This is a genomic window from Prevotella sp. P6B1 (assembly GCF_000702825.1).
In the GTDB taxonomy this organism is placed as follows: Bacteria; Bacteroidota; Bacteroidia; order Bacteroidales; family Bacteroidaceae; genus Prevotella.
The window spans coordinates 763,288-786,537 of sequence record NZ_JNKF01000010.1 but is presented as its reverse complement, the minus strand read 5'-3'; the positions used below and the strand labels follow the sequence as shown (position 1 = coordinate 786,537).

The 23,250-nt window shown below is 49.4% G+C and carries 13 protein-coding genes and 1 pseudogene; 2 read left to right on the top strand and 12 right to left on the bottom strand.

What is annotated here, in order from left to right; translation table 11 throughout:
* Positions 1-3 precede the first annotated feature (3 nt).
* Positions 4-2,217 (top strand): glycoside hydrolase family 97 protein, encoded by a 2,214-nt coding sequence (locus T495_RS0103930; protein ID WP_033147635.1) that lies wholly within the window; start codon positions 4-6, stop codon positions 2,215-2,217.
* Between the two features lie 11 nt (positions 2,218-2,228).
* Positions 2,229-4,133, top strand: coding sequence for a type I pullulanase (gene pulA / locus T495_RS0103925; RefSeq protein ID WP_033147634.1), 1,905 nt, complete (start codon positions 2,229-2,231; stop codon positions 4,131-4,133).
* Between the two features lie 13 nt (positions 4,134-4,146).
* On the opposite strand, the gene T495_RS16120 is transcribed toward pulA, so the two are convergent.
* The 12 genes and pseudogenes from T495_RS16120 to T495_RS0103860 form a co-directional block, all read right to left on the bottom strand.
* Positions 4,147-5,919 carry an alpha/beta hydrolase gene (locus T495_RS16120; RefSeq protein WP_231495042.1) on the bottom strand — a complete coding sequence of 591 codons (1,773 nt, stop codon included), beginning with the start codon at positions 5,917-5,919 and terminating at the stop codon, positions 4,147-4,149.
* Positions 5,916-7,103, bottom strand: a complete 1,188-nt coding sequence (locus tag T495_RS0103910; RefSeq protein ID WP_051651838.1) for a hypothetical protein — start codon at positions 7,101-7,103, stop codon at positions 5,916-5,918. Before T495_RS0103910 ends, T495_RS16120 begins: the two co-directional genes overlap by 4 nt.
* Positions 7,100-8,593, bottom strand: coding sequence for a carboxylesterase/lipase family protein (locus T495_RS0103905; protein ID WP_033147633.1), 1,494 nt, complete (start codon positions 8,591-8,593; stop codon positions 7,100-7,102). Before T495_RS0103905 ends, T495_RS0103910 begins: the two co-directional genes overlap by 4 nt.
* Positions 8,594-8,623: 30 nt before the next feature.
* A complete protein-coding gene (locus T495_RS0103900; RefSeq protein WP_033147632.1) occupies positions 8,624-10,777 on the bottom strand; it encodes a TIM-barrel domain-containing protein in 2,154 nt (717 codons plus the stop codon).
* A gap of 12 nt (positions 10,778-10,789) precedes the next feature.
* On the bottom strand, positions 10,790-12,691 hold the full coding sequence (locus T495_RS15070) for an alpha/beta hydrolase-fold protein (RefSeq protein ID WP_051651837.1): 1,902 nt from the start codon (positions 12,689-12,691) through the stop codon (positions 10,790-10,792).
* 26 nt (positions 12,692-12,717) lie between these two features.
* Positions 12,718-14,469 carry a sialate O-acetylesterase gene (locus T495_RS15525; RefSeq protein WP_081832001.1) on the bottom strand — a complete coding sequence of 584 codons (1,752 nt, stop codon included), beginning with the start codon at positions 14,467-14,469 and terminating at the stop codon, positions 12,718-12,720.
* Between the two features lie 23 nt (positions 14,470-14,492).
* A complete protein-coding gene (locus T495_RS15520; protein ID WP_081773201.1) occupies positions 14,493-15,818 on the bottom strand; it encodes a family 43 glycosylhydrolase in 1,326 nt (441 codons plus the stop codon).
* Between the two features lie 81 nt (positions 15,819-15,899).
* A pseudogene (locus T495_RS0103880) lies at positions 15,900-17,201 on the bottom strand (glycoside hydrolase family 43 protein); the annotation flags it as partial.
* A gap of 212 nt (positions 17,202-17,413) precedes the next feature.
* On the bottom strand, positions 17,414-18,874 hold the full coding sequence (locus T495_RS0103875) for a PD40 domain-containing protein (RefSeq protein WP_033147722.1): 1,461 nt from the start codon (positions 18,872-18,874) through the stop codon (positions 17,414-17,416).
* A gap of 12 nt (positions 18,875-18,886) precedes the next feature.
* Positions 18,887-20,110 (bottom strand): DUF6057 family protein, encoded by a 1,224-nt coding sequence (locus T495_RS0103870; RefSeq protein ID WP_033147631.1) that lies wholly within the window; start codon positions 20,108-20,110, stop codon positions 18,887-18,889.
* Positions 20,111-20,119: 9 nt separating this feature from the next.
* The gene (locus T495_RS0103865; protein ID WP_033147630.1) at positions 20,120-21,604 is read right to left on the bottom strand and encodes a PD40 domain-containing protein; all 1,485 of its coding nucleotides are present in this window, start codon (positions 21,602-21,604) and stop codon (positions 20,120-20,122) included.
* Positions 21,588-23,246 carry a DUF6057 family protein gene (locus T495_RS0103860; protein ID WP_033147629.1) on the bottom strand — a complete coding sequence of 553 codons (1,659 nt, stop codon included), beginning with the start codon at positions 23,244-23,246 and terminating at the stop codon, positions 21,588-21,590. The genes T495_RS0103865 and T495_RS0103860 overlap by 17 nt, the downstream gene beginning before the upstream one ends.
* Positions 23,247-23,250 lie beyond the last annotated feature (4 nt).

Below are 23,250 nucleotides of genomic sequence, written 5' to 3'. Positions count from 1 at the left end.
AAAATGAAAAAGTTACTCTTATCTCTGGCTTTGCTGCCTATGATGGCCATTGCCGGCAACGTAAAATCGCCTAACGGCCATATCGAATTAAAGTTTTCGGTAGATAACACAGGACGTCCCGTCTACGAGATGACCTACAAAGGGCGCCCTGTCATCAAGCCTTCGCATCTCGGATTGGAATTGGCCAAGGACCATCACGCCTCAAAGTGGCCCAAAGAAACCGACTTGATGGACGGCTTTGCTATCGCCAAGGAGGAAACCTCAACATTCGACGAGACTTGGCAACCTGTCTGGGGTGAAACAAAAAACATCCGTAACCACTACAACGAACTCGCAGCTACGCTATCACAGCCTGCTACCAAACGTCAGATAGTGATTCGTTTCCGTGTGTACGACGATGGTATCGGATTCCGTTACGAGTTCCCTCAGCAACAAGAGCTCAACTATTTCCTCATTCAAGAAGAGCGCACAGAGTTTGCCATGGCCGGTGACCATACTGCCTGGTGGCTGCCTGGTGATTACGACACACAAGAGCAGGTAACTCAAGAGACCAAACTCTCGGGCATCCGTGCACGTTTCAGAAAAGCAGTCAACTGGCACAACTCATCGGTAGCCGTATTCTCTGAGACGGGTGTACAGACCTCCCTCCAAATGAAGAGCGACGACGGTCTCTATATCAACATCCACGAAGCAGCCTGTCAGGACTATGCCACTATGCATCTCGAACTGGTTGATGCAGAAACCAAACAACTCTCACAGGAATTGAAAGGTTTTTCAAATGCCTACACCCCCAACCCAGCGCCTTCACGTTTCCCACTGCCGAAGCCATTCACCTTCGTCAGTCATCTGACACCTGATGCCACCGGACTGAAGGGTGCCATGCAGACACCTTGTGAGACACCCTGGCGCACGGTGATGGTGTCCGACGATGCTCGTGACATGTTATCAAACAACCTGATTTTGAACTTGAATGAGCCTTGTAAGATAGAGGACACCTCATGGATTCACCCCACTAAATACTGTGGAGTATGGTGGGAGATGATTGTTGGCAAGAGCAGTTGGAACTACACTGACGATTTTCCCAGCATCAAACTCGACCAGATCGACTGGACGAAAGTCAAGCCCAACGGTCGTCACGCAGCCAATAATGAGAAGGTTAAGCGTTATATCGACTTTGCCGCCAAAAACGGCCTCGATGAAGTTCTTGTAGAAGGATGGAACGTAGGTTGGGAAGACTGGGCTAACATGTGGAAACGCGATGTATTCGATTTCGTAACTCCCTATCCCGACTTCGATATCAAGATGCTGAACGACTATGCCCACTCAAAAGGTGTCAAACTGCTGATGCACCACGAGACATCGAGTTCAACCCAGAACTACGAGCGACACATCAAAGAGGCCTTCAAACTCATGAACAAATACGGCTACGACGCTGTGAAGACTGGTTATGTTGGTGATATCATTCCACGAGGCGATCATCACTACTCACAGTCAATGAACAATCACTACCTCTACGTGATTAAGGAAGCTGCCAAGCACCATATCATGGTGAACTCACACGAAGCTACCCGTCCTACCGGTCTCTGTCGTACATGGCCTAACCTCGTAGGAGGTGAGAGTGCCCGTGGTACCGAGTATGAAGCTTTCGGCGGCTCTAACCCCGACCACACCTGTATCCTGCCCTTCACCCGCTTGCAGGGTGGACCAATGGATTACACGCCAGGTATTTTTGTAACAAAGCTGAAAGAGTGGAGCAATAATGACTCATGGGCACGCATCACACTTGCAGGCTCATTAGCACTCTATCTGACAATGTACTCGCCACTCCAGATGGCAGCCGACCTACCTGAGAATTATGAGAAGTACGATGATGCTTTCCAATTCATCCGTGATGTAGCTTGCGACTGGGACGAGAGTATCTATCTGGAAGCAGAACCAGCCGACTACATTACTGTAGCCCGTAAGGCCAAGGGAACCGACAACTGGTTCATTGGTGGCAAGTGCGATGAGAACGGGCACAAGACCCAGATAAAACTTGACTTCCTGGATAAAGGTAAGAAGTACGACTGTACCATCTATGCCGATGCTAAGGATGCACACTACGAAAAGAATCCTCAGGCCTACACCATCACAAAGCGTGTCGTCAAGAAGGGCGATGTTTTAAAGGTGACCGAAGCCCCTGGAGGTGGATTTGCTGTATCACTGATGGCAAAATAAAAAAAAGACGCATGAAAAAGTTGATTTTCGCAGGATTGTTGTCTATGCTACTGTCTCAACAGGCAGTAGCACAGACTTTCAAGGAGGTTGACTACACTCCTAAAGAAACCAAGTTTCAGTTATTTGCCCCCAACAACGCCAAGCAGATTACCGTTCGCATCTATAAAGACGGACTGGGTGGTAAGGCTATCAAAACCGCCAAAATGCAGAAGACGGGCAACGAGTGTTGGACTGCGACCATCAAGGGCGACCTGATGGGTAAGTTCTATACCTTCGATATAGGCAAAGGCGAGTGCGCAGGTATTTTCGCCAAAGCTGTTGGCGTCAACGGTCAGCGCGGCGCCATCATCAATCTGGCGAAAACCAATCCTGAAGGATGGGACAAAGACCAGCATCCCGTGCTGAAATCCCCCGCCGACCTGGTTATCTACGAGATGCACCACCGCGATTTCTCAATCAATCGCAAGGATGCCAAATATCCTGGTAAGTTCATGGCATTGACTGAGCCATGGGCTATCAAACATCTCAAGAAATTAGGTATCAACGCCATCCACATCCTGCCCAGCTACGATTACGGTTCAGTTGATGAAACTCGCCTGAGCGACCATAAGTACAACTGGGGCTACGATCCAGTGAACTACAATGTACCTGAGGGCGGCTATGCCACAGATCCCTATCAACCAGAGGTTCGTATCAACGAGTTCAAGCAGATGGTACAGGCTCTACACAAGGCAGGCATCCGTGTGATTCTTGACGTGGTCTACAACCACACCTACGACATCGAGCACTCCAACTTCCAGCGCACCTATCCCGACTACTTCTATCGCAAGACTAACGATGGTCAGTATAGCAATGGCAGCGGTTGCGGCAACGAAACCGCCTCTGACAAACCGATGATGCGCCAGTTTATGATAGAGAGTGTGAAATACTGGATCAACGAATATCATATCGACGGATTCCGTTTCGACCTGATGGGTGTCCACGATATCCAGACAATGAAAGAGATTCGTAAGGCTGTAGATGCCATCGACCCCAGTCTGTTTATCTATGGTGAAGGATGGAGTGCAGGAAGTTGCGCCTATCCACAAGAGGAATTGGCCATGAAAGCCAACATCACAGAGATGCCAGGTATCGCCGCCTTCAGCGACGAGATACGCGATGCACTGCGCGGTCCGTTCAGCGACGATACTAAACCAGCATTCTTAGCTGGACTACCTGGTAACAAAGAGAGCATCAAATTCGGAATTACTGGTGCTATCTGCCATCCTCAGGTAGATATGACCAAAGTGAATTACAGTCAGAAGCCCTGGGCCATAGAACCTACACAGATGATCAGCTACGTCAGTTGCCACGATGATATGTGCTTAGTCGATCGCCTACGTTCCAGCATGCCAGGCATCAGCACCGAGGAACTCATCAAGCTCGACTTGCTGGCTCAGACAACAGTATTCACCTCGCAGGGTGTTCCCTTTATGCTCTGTGGTGAAGAGTTGCTGCGTAATAAAAAAGGAGTACACAACAGTTTCGAATCACCCGACAGCATCAACCAGTTGCACTGGGAGAATCTCAAACAGTATCCACAAGTATTCAACTACTATAGGCAACTCATTCAGCTCCGCAAGCATCACCCAGCCTTCCGTTTAGGCAATGCCGACTTGGTACGCAAGCATCTGGAGTTTATCGACACCCCTGAGAGTACAGTGGCATTCCGTCTAAAGAACTATGCAGGGCGCGACGATTGGCGTAATATCATCGTGATACTTAATAGCAGTAAGGAGCCTGTAGAGATTACCATCCCTGACGGCAGATACACTGTCGTATGCTGCGATGGCAACATTAACGAGAACGGCCTCGGCACCATCACAGGCACCAAGACCGTTGTCGATCCTCAGTCGGCTTTAATCCTTCACGATTAAACCTACCGATAAACTATTTAAATTTTGCGTTCCTCTCGATAGTCCAACCCTGGCGCTTCGAGAGGTCGCATTTTTTCCCCTTAAACATCTTGGCACCCTGCTTGTCACCTTTCAGCTGCCAGTCGAGCCATGCCAAAGCAACCACCGTAAACTCACCACCATGAGGCTGACGGTAAGTACCGCCATGACCTACGGGATAGTTAACAGCGCATGCAGGAACATGCTTGATGCGGTGGAAGTCGTCCATACCGTTTTCGTAGGCAATATCTTCCTTGCCGCCTAACATATACATGATAGGCGTGTGAATCTCCTGCAATTTCTCCTTCGGAGGCATGGGCATACCACCTACAGCCTGAGCCGCATTCTGCTGGTTAAACAGTCCACTGTTACAGATCATCAGTGCCTTGATACGTGGATCTGCGCAATTAAATAAGGTCTGCAAGCCACCACATGACATACCCGACACACAGATATTCTTCACGTCAATCTTCTGATAGAAGGGTGATTCCGGATCTGCATTCTGTGCAAAAGCCCAGTCAATAGACTCTATCTGTTGTTCCGATCTCGACATAGGTCCTTTATACCATTCGTCGGTCATCGGGATGACTCCTGTAGCCAGCACTAGATAGCCGTGCGAGGCAATTTCATTGAGAAAGTTCATGTGTTCGAATGGTGAGTTGGCACAAGCACCGTTACCCCATACCAACACAGGCAACGGATGCTGGGCATCGAACTGCGACAGATCCTGCGGACAGAATACCGTGTGTTCCTCCAGTCCTGGCACTTCTTTCATGATAGCCTTATAAGCGCCTGTTCCACCTTCCTCGATGATACGCGACTGCAATCTGACATCCTGCAGGAAGCTGACCATCTTTTTGAGATTGGCCTCAGTGTACATAGCAGGTCCGCCATGATTGCCTTCTGGCACAAAGGTTGCCTCTGTCTTCACACCCGAAGCCTTCAACAACTCATAGAACTTCTTGCCCTGACAGCAAGGCACTACGTTATCCTTCTCACCATGGAAGATGATGACTGGTGGATCATAACTGTCGATATAGCTGGTAGCACTCAAACTGAGGTATTTATCCGGTTCCTTGTCCAATTTTGAATTGAGTAGTACATCCTCCGGGCTGTTCTCTCCCATCGTCATATGCTCGCCGCAATCCATGGCTGTCAGGTCGATTGGTCCCGACCAGTCGCAAGCAGCATTCACCTCACTGCTCTCGCCCAGGAATTTTCCTACCTGACCTTCCAGATCAATATCCACCGATCCCACTTTAGTATGCTTCACACCGCTGGTAGTAGCAGTTATAGATGCCAGATGACCTCCAGAAGAGAAGCCGCTGGTAGCGATAAACGAAGTGTCGAACTTGTATTTCTTAGCCTCGCCACGTACAAAACGGATGACGGCACGGACATCATGAATCTGGGCAGGCCACTTTGCATCCATACTTGAACGGTGATTCGGGCAAACCACAGCATAGCCTGCGTCTAACAGACTCTTCACAATCGTGCCTAAATCGGCCATACCCTTACTGCTATTACTGAACCAGGCACTACCATAAATATGAACTACCACAGGATAAGCCGCTTTTTCCTGCTTAGGCAGATAGATGTCGCAGGTGTGATAAGCCTGATCATCACCTGCATAGTTCACATCTTTCCATTCCTGCGATGTTTCCAACTTCACCTGAGGCACCTGTAATCCCCCAAATCCGCCTGCCGGTTGCCCCATGGCCACAGCCGACAAACAGCACATACATACTGATAATAGTTGTTTCTTCATTTTATTAATGTTTTAGAATATATTCGGATATCATGTGTGTTAGCGTCTTTCCCTAACAGGAATTTATCGATAAAGGCAAGCACCTCAGGCCATTGGCATTCGGGCAGTTGACAATGTCCATGACCACCAACAACACTCCATCCCATACGGTCGGCAATACCAAAACGCTCCCACACCTTCTTGGCAGCCTTCGCTGACACCAGCATTGCCTCATCAGCCAGCCACTTATAGTCAGGATTGCCCAATAGTAACAAGGCACGCGGACAAACCAGCGCACAGAGCTCATGCTGATCATAAGGCAGTTGATACACGCTATCACCATGAAAGTTCTCGCGCTGACTCTCCAAGAACCAATGGTAGTCGGTCTTGTCAATGTTCTCCACGCTGTCCTGCAGATGCGAGATACGCCAGGCTGCAGCACCACCTCCACCTGGTTCTTGTGCGATAGTCAATGCCACACGTTCATCGAAAGCACCACAGTAAAGAGCCATCTTTCCCGCATACGAGCAACCGGTCACACCGATACGCTTGGTATCAATCTTTGTCACCTCTGGTCCTAGCTGTTCCAGACCGTCAATCAAACGACTGAAGCCCCACGCCCACTCACTATAGGCACCGTTATCCTTCAGCTGTGGATAGAGGCGATCAAAATGATGTTCACCACGCTCATGATGTTTACCCCACTGACCATAGTCGTTCACCTGCTTCTCGTGGAAGTTCATCGTAGCAATAGGACGGTCCACAAACAACTGACGAGGTAATGAAATCATACTCGAACCAATCATCAAGGCATAAGGTGCTTTTCCCGTCTTAGGATAATTAATCTCCGAACGCAGGGTGAGCGTTTCGCCATTCACTGTCACATCCACAATCAGCGTATCGCCGCTCATACGGGCCTTCACACTTTCCTTTTTCACAGCAGGTTTCTCGCCTATACCATAATGCTGTATCAACGCAGCAATCTCACTACGTCTGCGAGACCAGTCGTTGAAGCCATTCACACCTTTCAACGGATCAGGTAGTTCCTTGATTACTGGTAACTGTTGAGCTTCGGGCATCGCAGGCTTTGCAAAGGCCGCACCGGTATGTTCAACCGGATAAGCCAAAGGAAGCTGGCTACCCGTCTGGGCCTGCGCCCAGAGGGTAGCACAGCACAATACAATAGTTGATAAAAGTTGTTTCATTTGGTTGGCAGTATTGGCTCTCCCATCTCAGATGCCTCGGCATCCTTTTCGTCGAGCTTAAACAGCATAAAGTTTGGTTTCTCAGCAGTGCAAGGTTCCCATACACCATCCTTCTCTCCATTAGGGTTACCGAACTTAGCGAAGTTGGTCCAGGCAGTCAGCATTTTCTCAGAGAGATCCCAGTCACCCTGAGTCCAAGGACGCCAGCAGTGCTCCAGACTCTTGAAGACAAACCACAGGTCGCTGGAATGGAAGGCTCCCTTCAGACGATTGGTAATCTCAGGGTGCTTACCATCGTCTGGCAGAGGACGTGCGAACTCATAGGCCCAAGCCTTCTTACCCTGGGCTTCACGAACCTTGCAGAACTCAGCAATGCCAGGCGCCATCGACCCCATATCGTTCATAGTATAGCCAATCATATAAGGCACGTCGGCAATCTCACCGGCACGGGCAGCCTCATCAAAACTCTTGAGTGATACGTAACCATCCACAATAGGACGCTCCATCACATAGACATCACTCTTATTTACCATATTATATATAGTAGCCACACTATAGATGACCTCAGTCGATGCGGCACGCAATTTCTTCAGATCAGTGAGTCCAGCCCAGTCCATTACCTTCTTGGTCTCTGCCTCAGCCTCTTTCAGCGTGGGATTATAGGTAAAGAACTTAGCCATCGGAGTAGCAGGTTTAGCAGCTTCGCCATCTTTTGAAGGGATGTTCAGACCACCACCACTCATAATCACGGCTTTGTGGAACAAGCCGCGAGCCAACGGGCTCTCACAGAGCGTACGGACGCTACCAGCACCAGCACTCTGACCGAAGATGGTTACATTATCCGGATCGCCACCAAACTGGGCAATATTCTCTTTGATCCATTTCAACGACTGGATCTGATCCAGAATGCCATAGTTACCCGACACCCCGTGAGGACTCTCAGCCGAGAGTTCACCATAAGGCATGAAACCAAAGATACCTAAACGGTAGTTGATGGTGACAAGCACCACATCCTTCAGGGCCCATGCCTTACCATCAAACTCTGGTTCTGTTCCCCAGCCTTCACGATAGCCACCACCGTGTATCCACAGGGCTACAGGCAGTTTCTTATCTGCTTTCCCCGGAGCCTTGGTAAACACATTCAGATACAGACAATCCTCACTGTAGGGAGCCTCATCGCCGTAGCCCCACTCCGAGGTATAGAAACCAGGATAATGAACAGCCTGATAGCCTGGATGTCCGAACTTATCACATGTTCTCACACCTTCCCAGGCCACAACGGGCTGTGGTTCTTTCCAACGCAGGTCACCAATAGGTGCTGCTGCATAAGGGATTCCCTTATAGGCATAATAGGTATCATGGTCAGGGCTATCAATCTTGGCACCTTGAATCTGACCTCCCTCAACGGTTAAGATAGGAGATTCCTCCTGCTGAACTTGCTGGCACCCCATGAGGGCTACGAGTGCAACAAATAAAAATGATTTTTTCATAAATAGTTAGGTAATTGATTTTGTTATTGTTTATTTAGGAAGTTGAAATCCAGCACGGATAAACACAGGGATATAGGCCTTAGTCACTGTGGTGTTGACATACTGTCCGCCATCATAATGCTGACCTGTACGATAGTCGTACCAACCACCCTCATGCTTTGGCAGATAGGTACGCCAAATAGTCACACCGGGTTCTGTCACAGGACTGATGAGCAGGGCTGGTCCGAACATATATTCATATTTCTGTTTGAGTGCCTCGGCATCATTAGTAAAGTCGAACACCAGCGGTCGCATCAAGGTACCGCCTCGCTCAGATACTTGTCGTGCACATTGCTTAATATAAGGCATGAGACGATAGCGTTCTTTCAGACAGGCTGCAATCACTTCTTGAGCCTCTGGTCCATAATTCCAGGGTTCGGTATTACTCATATAACCATGTACACGCATCAATGGCAGATAGACACTGGTCTCAATCCAGCGTAGCATCCGCTCGATATAGCCGCTGTCAGTGTACTGGTTTTGCGGACGGAAGAATCCACCAGCATCATAGGTCCACCAAGGAATGCCGGCAGCCTGCATACCCAAGCCAGCGGTAATCTGTCTTCGGAAAGTCTCCCAGTCATTACCTACATCACCACTCCACATGGCAGAGCCATAACGCTGGATACCCGCGAAACCACAACGAGTAAGAATCATCGGTTCCTTGCCCGCCAGTCTCAATCCTTCGCACACCGTTTTGTTGACCAGTAGCGGATAGACGTTTCTCACCTGCTCACCCGACCATTGCCCTTTGTTCACACGACGTCCTGCCAGGTCATCATTCTCTGGTTCGGTAGCATCCTGCCACCAGGCATCAATACCTAAAGGCAACAGACGCTCCTTGAAGTTCTTCCAATAAGCCTCTGCAGCATCTGGACTGAAGAAGTCAATCCAATCGGTACCTGGGATATAGTGACCATCAGCCTCCATCTGATGTCCCACTTCCGAGTGTCTGTCTATCTTCGACCACACACTCACCATTAGCTTCATACCCATCTGGTGCAGACTGTCGGTCAACGCTTTGGGATCAGGATAGAACTCCTCATCAAACTGCATCGAGTTCCACCCGTATTTACCCCAATACTGCCAGTCCTGTACCATCACGCTCACAGGCAACTGCTCTTGACGAAAACGGTTGGCAGTCTGCAGAATCTCATCCGAAGAATGGAAACGCTCCCTGCAGTGGATATACCCCAACGCCCAATCCGGCATCTGCGGGCACTCACCAGTGAGCTGACGATAGGTAGCAATAATCTCATCGGGTGTCCCCACAAACACAGTATAGTCCACAGCATCGGCTACAGGTGAACGGAACACCGTTTCATCCTTCACCTGATGATAATAGAGTACAGGATGATCATCCTTAGTCAGTTCGGCAGATAAATGATGACGCCCTTTCTCCAAGTGTACAATCTTCGAAGCTGTAGGCGGCAACCAGAGGTTCTGCATCTCTATCACTGGTTGTCCGTCAATCGTCAGATTATGGCGACGTGCCATCTTCTGACCAACATCCAACAACAAGGCGTAGTCGCCTGTCACGCTGATATCAATGGCAGCCTCGAAGATATGACGCTCTCTGACTTCACGCTTACCTCCTTCTGTCGAGGTTACATCCACCACCTCCTTTTCTCCTGCACCAGCACGCTTTACCAGTTTGACGCTCTGATCGCTGGGATTAAACTCCGTTAGGCCGTAATTATTCCACAGAATGCCATAGCCCTTGTTCGAGATGAGCATAGGAATACTGATCTGCGTGTTCACCTGAGTGAGTCGACGTGAGAGGCCACGCACGTTGCTGTAGCCATCCTGGAACTGTCCAAGTCCGAACAGGCATTCATCCTTTGGCGAATGGATGGTAAGCGTAGCTACACCTGACTGCCACTGATGATTAGTGGCACGGAACACGGTCTTTCCTGCCTGATTCTGGATGGTCACCTCGTGTCCTCTCACCTTAACCTTCACATCAGCCTGCTTCAACTGGTCATGTTTCACATAGATCCAATCAGGCAGCTGACTCTTACTACCACATTGCACACGTACAGCATTTGGGGCAACATACTTCACCTCTATCTGCTGTGCTACCATCGTCATGCCGATAGTCAGCATCACGATGGTAGAGAAAAACTTTTTATTAACTATTCTCATTCTGTTTTTATTTTATTGCATATCAGGACCACCACCAAATCCGCCTCCCATTCCGGGGAACTGAGGATCGGGTTGTTTCTTCACTTCAAGCAGTAGCTTCACCAATGCACGTCGGCGCTGGGTCCATGTAGGATAATCGTCAGCCTTCAACACATTCATCCTCATGCCAGGCATCCGCATCCCTCCCATCTGTTGACTCAGATCGGTCTTACTCACAGTAATCATGCAAGGTTTCGCATGGTCATCAGCTATCAGTCTATCAGTTATGGCATCGGCGCCGCCCACCTTGAACCAACTCTCAACCGACTCGCTCTCAGGCGCTACCAACTGAATGAAAGCAGGCAACACGCCCATCTGCATCTTGGGCGAGATATAGATAGCCATATCTCTCTGGAGGTCATAACCCACACGACCATGTTCTATCTCACCTTGCGAGGCAAAGTTAAAGGGTGATTTGGGATTATCAGCAACACTGTATTTGAAGCCAGCATCAGGCGATATGTACATATTGCTGGGATCGGTCACCTGCATATCGTCAACAACGAAACAATACTTGAAGGTATCAAACAGGTACTCATTCATCTTCACACTCCATACGCCATCACTGTCGCGCTCCATAGTCATGTTCTTTGGCAACATCTCGCACTCCAGTTCTACCTTCTTGGCATGAGGTGCCTTGAAACGGAAGATGATACCATCTTCAGTATATTCCGGCGAGATGATGGGACGGGGGAAGAGTCGCGCCATCACACCAGCCGTAAACTGCTGTTCCTTACCTGTCTTGGCAGGAGCTGGCTCACCGTTCTTCATAGCTTCCTCTGAGGCTTTCTTGTTGAAAAGCAGTGGCAAGGTCTTGGTCAGGAAATACTTGGCATTCATCCAAGTATGACCGAACTTATCATTGGTAAACTCCTTCACACTACGGATTCCCTTGGTGTCGAGGAATTCCATATAGTCACGAGCATTGCCATACAGAAAATCATCGGTACCTACACCCAACCAGAACAGACGGATCTTCTTGTTGGTGTCCTCTGCCTGATCGTAGACACCAGCAATATCAGTTGACGTAAACGAGCTATAGCTGCACAGATACGAGAACTTATCGAGATGGCTCAGTCCGTTGAACAGCGCCTGGTTGCCACCACGTGAGAAACCGCCAATGGCACGATGCTCCTTATTGTTGATGGTGCGATAGTTCTTTTCGATATAGGGCATCAAGTCGTTGATTAGGTCCTTACTGAACACATCGCCTCCGAAACGAGTCTGTGGCGCCCCGTTGGCAGCAGCTGCAGCCAACAGTTTGGTTGGATTACCATAAGGCAACACGATAATCATTTCCTTGGCTGCCTTCTGAGCCAACAGATTGTCGAGAATATAGTTCACACGTCCTACCTTATAATAGACTTCTTCAGTATCGGTAGTACCACTAATCAGATAGAACACGGGATATTTCTTCTCGCGGTTCATCATGTAGTTGGGTGGCAGATAGACAATGGCAGTATTCGTGCCACCTAAGCTCTTTGAGTAATAATGGATATACTCCATGCTGCCATGGGGCACGTCTTTGATATCATGAGGCAGTCCGTCTTTCGATTTGATTTCCAGCAGACTGTTCTTAAACCCCTCGTTGGGGAAATACTGTGGATTGTCCGGGTCCATGATACTCACTCCGTCAACGATGAAGCAATAGGGATACATGTCAGGAGCCGCTGGACCTAAGGTTACGGTCCAGAGCCCCGTCTTGGCATCTTTCTGCATTGGCTTGCGCCCGGCAAACTGTACATCTACCAGCACCTCTTTGGCCTGGTCGTTCTTGTACTGAAATGTCACCGTGCCATCCTCATGACAGATAGTGCCTGCGTTTGCCTGCAAGCAACAGGTCAGCAGCAACGAGATTACGGTTTTTGTTTTCATAAGTTTTTAGTTTTGATTGTTATTGCTCAGTTTTTTATAAACACTTTCTTGCCATCTTTGATATAGAGTCCCTTGCGAGGGTTCTTCACGGCACAGCCATTCAGATCGTAGCAAGTAGCCTCGGCTTTCCGGATGCGAGGACGACTGATTTCTGAGGTCAATTCAAATTCACCGATAGTCATCGTCTGTCCCATATAGCCAATCACCGCCCAGTCAGCGATATTATCCGATTCGAAGCCTCCATTAGGAACCAACTCGGTGCTGCCGCCTTTTTCCTCACAGGTCACATCATCAAAATACACCTGACCACCGATTTTACCGAAAGCAAACTGAAGACGGTCGATGGTATAATTAGCATTGAATTCCCAGGTAAACTCCTTGAACTCCGAAGTCAGCTGATAGCTGGCCTCATATTGCACGGCCTTACTGTTATTCCAATCATCACGCTCCGGACTTGCAGTCCACAGGGGCCATAATGCACAGTCGCCAGGATTATCAGCCTTGATGCGCGCTTTCACCACATAGGTCTTACCTGTCGTCATCGGCGTTGTCAAGGTGCAGTGCAACTGCTTGTCCCACGGGTTACTGCCTGCCGTACCATTATCTACTACCAATACATGGTTAGGGCCTTTGTCTGAAACCTCCACGTTGACAGCCATCTGTTGCAGCGTACCCATAAAGTCGGTATAGCTAACTGTTATCACACCTTTCTTAGCTACGGTGCCACTTACCACACCATTTGTAATAGTAAAGTCGGTGCTGCTAAAGGTCACCTCATTGGTCAGATTCTCTCGATGGCCATCAGCAAACTCTCCCCAGATGGTCAGTGCCTTGCTACCGCCTATCCTGATTTGCAGATCGCCAGGATTCTCTAACGTCTTTAAGGTCGTCAGGTTCTTCATATTATCAGGCATCGTATAGTCGGTAGCCTTCTGAGCCTGAAGTCCTAATACCTTCAGGGCCTCATAGGCATAACGCTTTCCGAATGTGCGATAGCCGGCAGCAGAGAAATGCCAGGCATCATCACCATTACCAGGAATACCTACCGAGCTTACCACATGTCCTGTGGGGATGACTGTTGGAATCTGTGCCACCACAGCGTTGTGTCCAGCACATCCTCCACCCATGTCGGCCTGTTCGGTCTCACCCACAAACAGAGGTACATCAGCAGCCTGCAATCCTAAGTCAGTCAGCATGTCCTGATAAATCTTCTTCACCTTATTGGGCCAGTTAGGATCGCCACAGTTCGAACAGCCCTGATGTAGCAGGATGCCTTTGATGACACCTACCTGCTGGGCTTTCTTCGCCATCTCTATCAGTCGTCCATAAGGATTTCCGCCATAATGCATATTCGACAGGGTAGCCCACCATGCATCAGGATTTTCTGTCAGTGTCTGCTGATATTCATCCTTATCGAACATCTCGATAGGACTACCACCCATAGCCACAGCCACCACACCTACTTTGGTATCCTGAGGCAACGCAGCCACCATGGTGCGACCGAAATAGTCGCTCATACCTAACTTACCCGTAGGACTCACAATGGGGCAACTGGCTGTGTACCAATTGCCCATTGTTCTTTGAAGATTAGTAAAGTTGGTGGTAGCCAACATCTGGAAACGCGGGTCCACAACATCATCAGCCGGTGATTCCCACTGGGCATTGCCCTCCATGTTTGACTGACCAAAACAAAGATAGATATAGAAATGTGGATCCACTTCAGCCTGCACGCCCATGCCGGCGAGCATCATACAAAGTGTTATAATCGTTTTTCTCATTTTAAGTAATTCAATCTTACACCCTATTTAAACTGCCAGTAGTCCAGACGTACATCGCCACTGGTCTTACCGAAACAGAGATACAGGTCGTGAACACCTGTTGCATTCTTCACCTTGCCGCTGAAGGCACGATACTTCTCAACCGAACCGGTCTTACCGATGGTCACGGTACCTATCACGGGACCGTTGTTGCTGTCCAGACGCAGGGTGATGGTCGTGGTACCATTGGCAGCAGCTACCATCTGGAACTGCTTAGCGCCCTTACTACCGAAGTCAACACCACGCAACTTGATGTACTCGCCATCGTTGATATCGAAGATATACATATTCTTCTTACCTGTCGAGGTAGGCATATCAGCCACTACACCTGTATTCTCGATACCCATCTTGGCACTCTTCAGCCCGAAGCCCCAAGCCATGGTCTCAGCCTCTACACGCTGATAAGGATTCAGCCAGTGTAGCTGTTTCATAGGCTGCTGGTCTAACCAGTAAGGAATCTCCTGGATAGTACCATCAGCATTGTAGGTAATCTCCTGAGCTGACACCGAACGACGCTCGTGGTGAACGAAAGTCTCCAGATGCATCAGGTCGTAGTTCTGACCGAATACATACGAGTGACCTTTATAATCTACGATACCAGGGTGATTACCACGGTCGCGCTGGGTTGGCTTCATAATATAGCCTTTCCACTCCCAAGGACCGGTAGGACTGTCGCTCATAGCATAGCCTAAAGCCTCAGGACAGCAAGTTGATGCGAAACCAAGATAATAATGACCATTACGCTTGTAGAACCAAGGCCCCTCCTGATAGTTGGGGATGTGCGGCAACTGGTGTACCTCGCTGGTGAGCGAAGTCATGTCCTGACCTAACTTAGCCCAGAAGGTATGTGGGTTTCCCCAGTACATATAGGCCTGACCGTCATCGTCGGTATAAACCGATGGATCGATATCATACCAGTTCTCCTGATTCCAAACCAGTGGTTTTCCAAGGGGATCCTTGAAGGGACCATAAGGCGAGTCTGCCTCCAGCACACCGATACCATGACCATGCAACGGGGCATAGAGGTAATATTTCCCATTACGTTCTACGGTCTGGATGGCCCAGGCTCCGTTCTCACGACCACGCCAAGGGAAATCCTTCAGCGAAGCCACAGCGCCATGCTCAGTCCAGTTCACCATATCAGTTGTGCTCCACAACAGCCAGTCATACATAAAGAAACCAGCCGAGCTCTTCTCGTTTACATCGGGGATATCCTCAGGCGAAGCATCGTGCGAAGTATAGAGGAACAAGGTGTCTCCCACTACCAGTGGTGAGGGGTCGGCGGTATACTTGGTCTGGAATAATGGCATGTTCACCTGCTCCAGTCCACGCATCTCCCACCAGTCGAAATTAAAGAGTTTCGGTCCCTTACGGCCTTTGAACACCAGATATACGTCGGCTGTTGCAGGCAGATTCAAGCCAGAGATGGTACGTGTAGGTGCATCGATATCGGTAAGGGTTGAATAGTCCAGATCAACGGTAATGGTCTGCCATTTCTCCCAGCCACCTGTACTAGGCACATTCAGTGTACCCAGACATCTGCCACCGATACTATCGAGATGAATCTCAATCTGTCCACCACGCAGTCCGCTGGCCACACGGGCCGTGAAAGTACGTGGATACTTATTGGCAAACGCCACGTTCTGCAGTTTAATATAATCGCCATTGTGTATATCGCTGACATATACGCCCACTTCGTCGTTCTGCTCAGTCTTAACGCCCTTTGAGAAAGCCATCGTCTCGGCCTCAACCTTACGATAAGGGTTAAACACAGCAACAGGCTTCACACCTGCATCGGTAGGCATGATCTTCGGGAAGCTGCCATCGGCATTGTATTTAAACTCCTCGACAGCCACACTACGACCGAATCCGCCGCCCTTGGGCAACTTACCGGTGTGGTAGAAGAAATAGCTATGCCCCTTGAAGTCGGCAACACCGCAGTGGTTAGTAAACGAGTTGGTATCGCACAATGGCATAATCTCACCGGCATACTTCCATGGTCCTAAGGGCGATGGCGCCGTGCTGTACGAGATATGCTCGGGCACACCGCCAGCAGCATACAACAGCTGATACGTGCCATTGCGCTTGGTGAGCCAAGGGCCTTCTACATAACTATCTTTATATGTCTTACCCTTCTCGCGCTCCTTCATCATCGGACCGCCGAAGGCTTCTTCCGTCATAGGCAGTTTGCCCAATTCACCGCTATACGAAATCATGTCGCGGTTCAGCTTCAGGTAGTAGCACTGTGGATTTCCCCACATCAGCCAAGCCTGTCCGTCATCGTCGATCATTACCGTGGGGTCGATATGATCCCACGAGCCATTCTCGAACAAGGGCTTACCCAAGGCATCCTTGAAAGGACCAGTAGGACTGTCGCTCACTGCCACGCCGATGGCCATGCCATTCGATATCCTGGAATGAGCGCAGATATACCAATAGAACTTTCCATCGCGCTCGATGGTCTGCCCGGCCCAGGCACGATCGTCGGCCCATGAGAAGGTCTCCAAGGCTAATGGCGAACCATGGTCCTGCCAGTTTACCATATCCTGAGTAGAATACACACGCCACTCCTGCATCCAGAAGAAGTCGGCGTTATCCTCATCATGCCCAGTGTACACATACATTGTTCCGTTATGTACCAATGGTGCTGGGTCGCTGGTGTACCACGTCTGCACGAAGGGGTTCTGTGCCATCGCGCTCGTAGTTAGCAGCATGGCAGCTGCTAAAGTTTTTGTTGTCTTGATCATTCTTTTTACCGTTTTATAAGTTTTCTGCTGCAAAGATACATCAAAAACACGACACTGCGTTTTGGAAATGTATCATTTTCTTTGCGAAACGTTACATTATGATATTAGGCTTACAACTGATTATCAACAAGATATACATCGGCTATAAACGTAGGGGGTTATTCCCTACGTTTATTACTTTCAATCTTTCGTCCCATCTCACGGGCATCTGTTTTCACCGGTGCCGATGTGAAATCGGGGGTATTATACGAGTACATCAAACGACGATAATACTGTTTGGGATTACGTTGCGGCAACAGGAATGGTTTAGTAAGTCGTCCCTTTTCATCGATAGACGAGAAATAAAGACGTGTGTACAAGCCATCATCGCGACGACTGGTGAACAAAAACCAGCGACTGTTTCTGCTCCAGTTATGCAGACTCTCCGAACGCATGCTGTTCACTTCCGCCATAGGGCTTGTCGCACCAGTCTGAAGATCAAGCAGATAGAGATCGGCTTCCGGGTGCCATACCGAGAAGTAGCCATAGTCCAGCTGGGTGTACATCAGGTACTTGCCATCATACGAAGGTCGAGGCCACGTCACACTCTTGCCAGTCTTGTCGGCATTCACCAGTGTATCCACCACTGCGCCGATCTTACCGGTTTTCTCGTCAAAAGCCACACGACAAAGACTGTACTTCACCTGCTGATAGCCCTTGGGATAGTCGCCACATCGGGTAGTAGTAAAATAGAGCCACTTGCCATCGGGCGAGAAAGCTGGCGTGTTTTCCGCCCACGCCGATGTCATGATAAGCGTATCTTTGAGAACCTCATGGCGCTCCATATCATAGACAAACACATCCGACGAGCTGTCGAATACTTCTATACGTTTGTTGTTGCCGGTATGAAACATCTGTGCCGTTTTATTGGTCGAGAAAGCACAATAGCGGCCACTGGGATGCCAGTAGGGATAGACCATTGAGCCACCAAGACTGTCGTTACGCGCCTTGAGAAGTTCATCCTTTCCATGCTGATGAACCACGGTGGCACCATGCTCGCCTCTGACATGGAACACATACTGGTCAGGATTGCTGCGATTAGCCGTATGGCAGTTCATGCATTGGCCGTGGACCTGCGAGTTCTCCAGCATAGCGGTTTCCGTAAAGTCGGAGAGACAACGCTGATAAAGCCCCATATGTCCATAGAGTGCATAGCTGGGAGCAATACGGCGATAGGTAACGCCCCACTCATCAAGCGGATTCGGACTGACCTCGATGGTAAAGTCATGATACTGATACCATATGCCCTCTTTACGTGCCGTCACAGATACCTGCAAACGGCTGCCCTTGTTGGCCTTCAACAGTTGATGCCACGCATCGATGTCAAAATCAGCAAAGGCACCCTCCGCATGTATCGAACCTCCTTTTTCACCTTTCACATCTACATAGATATCGGTAAAGGCATCATCAGCCATCGAGAAATTCAGCGGTGCGATATCCACAGGCACCGTTACTCCGATATAATCCGGATAGATAGCAGGCTGCTGGTTCACCTGCTGCACATGCTCAGGATGCAGACTACATGCCGACACGAGCAGTGCCAGCAAAGTCATCAAAGCCCATCTGTTTATCTTCTTCATATCACTATTCATCTAAAAGAAATTCACATCAACTGTCTGACCATAGATATCCTGCAACGGACCATAGAACGGCACCTGCTTGATTGTTTCGGGATGCGTAGCCAGCTCCCGCATCTGCTTAGCCCAGTTACGATAGAACAAGGTCGACTCCAACAAGGAGATGTATTTCAACGCTACTTCATACTGCCCTGTAATCAGGCTTGTCTCTACCAGTCGCGACAGTTCGCGACCGCTCATATTATAGTTCGAAGTACTCTCCAGCACCTCGAAGGCAGCACGCTGCGAGATATTCGGGAAACCCATGTGAAGATAGACATCGCTCATCATCATAGCCGCCATGCCACTGGTCAGCACCTCGTAAGTATGCAACAGATTCTCTTTCAGATCATCACTGGATATCTGCTTCAGGTAATACTTAGCCAAACGTACCACGTTTTTGCAAGCCAACGACTGCGGCTCCTGTTCGTTCGACTTCCTGACAATCCCAGTCCAGTCTTTCATACGCAGAAGACGGTCGTACACCATCTCCTCATCGGTGCCATACTTGCCTCGCTGAATCATCTGGTAGTCCAATCCTTTGAACAGATTCTCCAAAGAATACGGCACGAGATATGAACTACCGATGATACATGCCAGCAACAACAGGCCCATAGCCGAAGTCTGCGCTGTAACAGCTATCCTGCTGTGAGGAACGGAAAGCCATCTGAGATGATATAACGGTAGCAGTACGATGACAGGTCCTGCCAGCCAGTAGCCTATTGGCACCAGCAGACACGATACCATCAAGGCCGCCACTTTCCGATGAGGCAATAACAACATCAGTAACAATGTCAGCAGAAGACCTGCAGGCAATGTCATGGAGAAATCCAGATTGCACAACAGATAACATAGCACCATTGAGGGCAAGAATGATATGGGAAAAAGAATCTTCTCGCTGACAGCAGGCAGACAACGTTTCAGCAACACACCGAAAACCTGTTGAATGGCAACCAACAGGATAGCAGAGAACAAGGCTCCCAGCGTTACGAAACGAAAGAACTGCACCAGGAACTCCCCAACATAACGTGCCAGACCTCCAGGTACTGCCAACCGTTCCATCAGATAATCGTCCTGATAGAGGAACAGCTGAAAAGACTCACGTTCCAACACTACTTCCGGTCGTACATACCCCCAGAAGCAGAACACCGCTATACCAAAGAGGGCTGTCAGATATAGTTTCCAATTCTTTTTCATCATGTCACTCAGTTATCTAATAGTTACTTGCTGTCGTTTGCCATCAAACACCTGTCTATGAACCTCGTGTGCATCCAGACTGACAGGTGTCTTTGTGAAGTCGGGCACATTATACGAGTCAAACAACTCATCGTAATACTTCTTGGGATGACGCTGTGGCAATAAGAAGGGCTTTGTCACGCGTCCTTGTTCATCGATCGAGGCCAGATAGAGTTGGGCATATTCGCCATTCTCGCGTTTCGACGAGAATACGAACCAGTGACTGTTGGAACTCCAGTTATGGAAACTCTCCGTCTGCTGGCTGTTCACCTCTTTCAGTTCACGCATCCCGCCTGTTTTCAGATCCATCAGCCACAAGTCGGCATCATTCTGGAATACGGGAAAGTTACTATGGTCGCTCACACAGAACATCAGCCAACGCCCATCATACGAGGGACGAACCAGTGTATAGCTCTTACCGGTAGCCGTAGTATTTACCAGCGTATCAACCTCGTTGCCGAAAGCACCCGTCTTCTCATCAAAGGCGATTCGGCAGATACTACACTTCACCTGCTCGTACTCTGCGGGCAGATTACATGGTTTCGAAGTGCTGTAATACAGATACTTACCTTCGGGCGAGAAAGCTGGGAATATCTCCTGATCCTCGGTCTGCAACAAAGGCGAGAGTATCAGTTGGTTGGTCTGAGTATCCAAGAGAATCAGATCACTGAAACGGTGATAAGCCTCAATACGCTTCTCGGTACCCACATGGAAATTCTGATGTACCGAATTCACAGCATAGGCACAATAACGCCCCGACGGATGCCAGTAGGCATAGCTACCAGCCGCCTTGGTCGAATCAGTACGGGTGTTCAGCCATTGTTGTACACCATTCTTCTGCACCAAGGTGCCACCGCCTTCGCCACGCAACTGCATGGTCAGCGTGGAAGGATCGGCCTGATTAGCTGTATGGCAGTTGATACAATGTCCGTAAACAGCGCTCACCTTCAGGATAGCTGTCTCGTCGAAGCTATGCAGATCACGCTGGTAGATGCCGATGTTAGCGCCACCCACCTCATAGCCTGGCGGTATGCGGCGATAGGTTAAGCCATAGTCCTCTAAGGGCTGCTTGCTCACATAGACCTTGAAATCATCATACTGTGTCCACTGCCCATCGCGCTCCACACAAACAGTAAAGAGCAACTCTCCTCCTACGTTCTGCTGGGTCAGCTGCTGCCAGGCTTCAATCTCAAAATCGGCCCACTCACCTTGTACATGCAGCTCACCTCCCTTGGAGCCACGCACCGTGACATCCAACAGATCCATATCGCCACCCACGAAGTTGAAATTCAAAGGAGCAATATCGGCGGGGATGGTGACGCCTGCATAGTCAGGATAGATGGCAGGCGTTTGGTGTACCTGCACCGCATGTTCCACCTGATGGCGACAGCCCTCCAATACAACCAGACAGCCGATTGCTGCCAGAACGATAGAAATATGATTAATGAGCCGTTTCATACACATTGTTGTTTTGTTGTTCCTGTGCTTTCGCTAACATCCTACTGATAAAGGCTGCATACGGCGAAGCTGGCACTTGGCCTTGGCGCTGGATGCAGTTCATCGCATCCTGATAGCCACGAGGCATCTGCATATAACCACCATATTGCTGCACCCAGGGCAGTGCCTGCTGGAAAGTTGGCGCATCACCATTCAGCAACACCTGCGCCACAAAATAATCCAGAGCCATCGTATTCGATCTGTTGCCATTAAACAGGCTGCCTAACATCGAAGCCATCTCAGGATAATAGAACAGGAAATCCTGATGCTGACGTATCTGACGCAGTCTGCCCCATACAGGGTGTTGGGCAATCTTCTCCTCCTGTCCCAGATAGGTCTCTGCCTCCTCAGCCCAGCCGCTATAAAACAGGCTATGCTTCAAGAGTGCCAGATGCTTCCTGGCAAGATTGTATTTTCCATTGATGATATAACACTCAGCTATGCGCTGGGTGAAACGGCCGCTCTTCCGACCGTTATTGATCGACTCCTGCATATCGAACATATAACGCTGAGCCGAATTCACCATTCCCAGACGGAAGAAAGCCTCGGCAGCAGGGATATTCGAGAAGGGATTGCGCACCATGTTCATCAACAAGGCATCGATACCACTCTGATAGAAGTCGAACATATGGTCGGCCAACTGTCGGCGCTCTGCCAATGCCAGGTTAACACTGTTCGACCAGAATGCTGTTTCCACCGTCTTCTGCTCTGCCCGCTGAATGATGTCATCCCAATGCTCGTTCCTGATCTGATAATCCTGCCAAACCAGCTCATACCGTTCGTCGGCATAGCCACGCGTTACAGCCAACCAGCCTAACACCACAACGGCAACAGCCTGAACAGGCCACTTGACAACCTGAGTAAGACGGAATCTGTCGGCCAGTACACATAACAGCACCGATAAGGGTACAATCCATAACATCGGCACCATCGACGGACTGCGATAATAGCCCATGGAGCCTATCACCGACTGCAAGGGCACCTGCGCGAGTACCGTATGCCACAGTAGCAGTTGTACGGCCAGCAACCATATAGGCAACCAAGCAAAACGCTTGTAATCCACAACGATTCGCAGTGCCACATACAGCCAAGCCATAGGACCAATCAGCCAATAAGTCAGAGGCACCAGGACCAGTTCCTTACAGATATCCAACCAACGATTAGCCAAACGGATCTTAGCCACCGCCATAGCTACTATCATAGCGATAGGGAATGAAAGCAGCACATCCAGATCGCCCATGGCCCAAAAGAGAAAAATGGTAGGAATGAAACTCAGCAGAAAGGACTCTGCTTTTAACCAGCTTGCCACCATTCGCTGATAGCCGATAAAAAGTAAAGCCAGAATCATAGCCCCCAACCACGGCAGGTAATAAAACTGCACCAGGCATGTTTCGAGCCATTCGACCAATCCTGCGGGATGGTTCAGGCAATCCAGTAGATAGTCTGGTGTCCACAAAAACAGCTGATATTGCTCTGCATAGGACAGTGCATGGGGCAGATATCCTCCCCAGAATAAGAAGACAAAAGTGCCAAGAAAAACTGACAAAACCCAGTTCTTTTTGGCTACCATCTGGAGATATCTGGTGATGTATTCCGACTTCATAAAA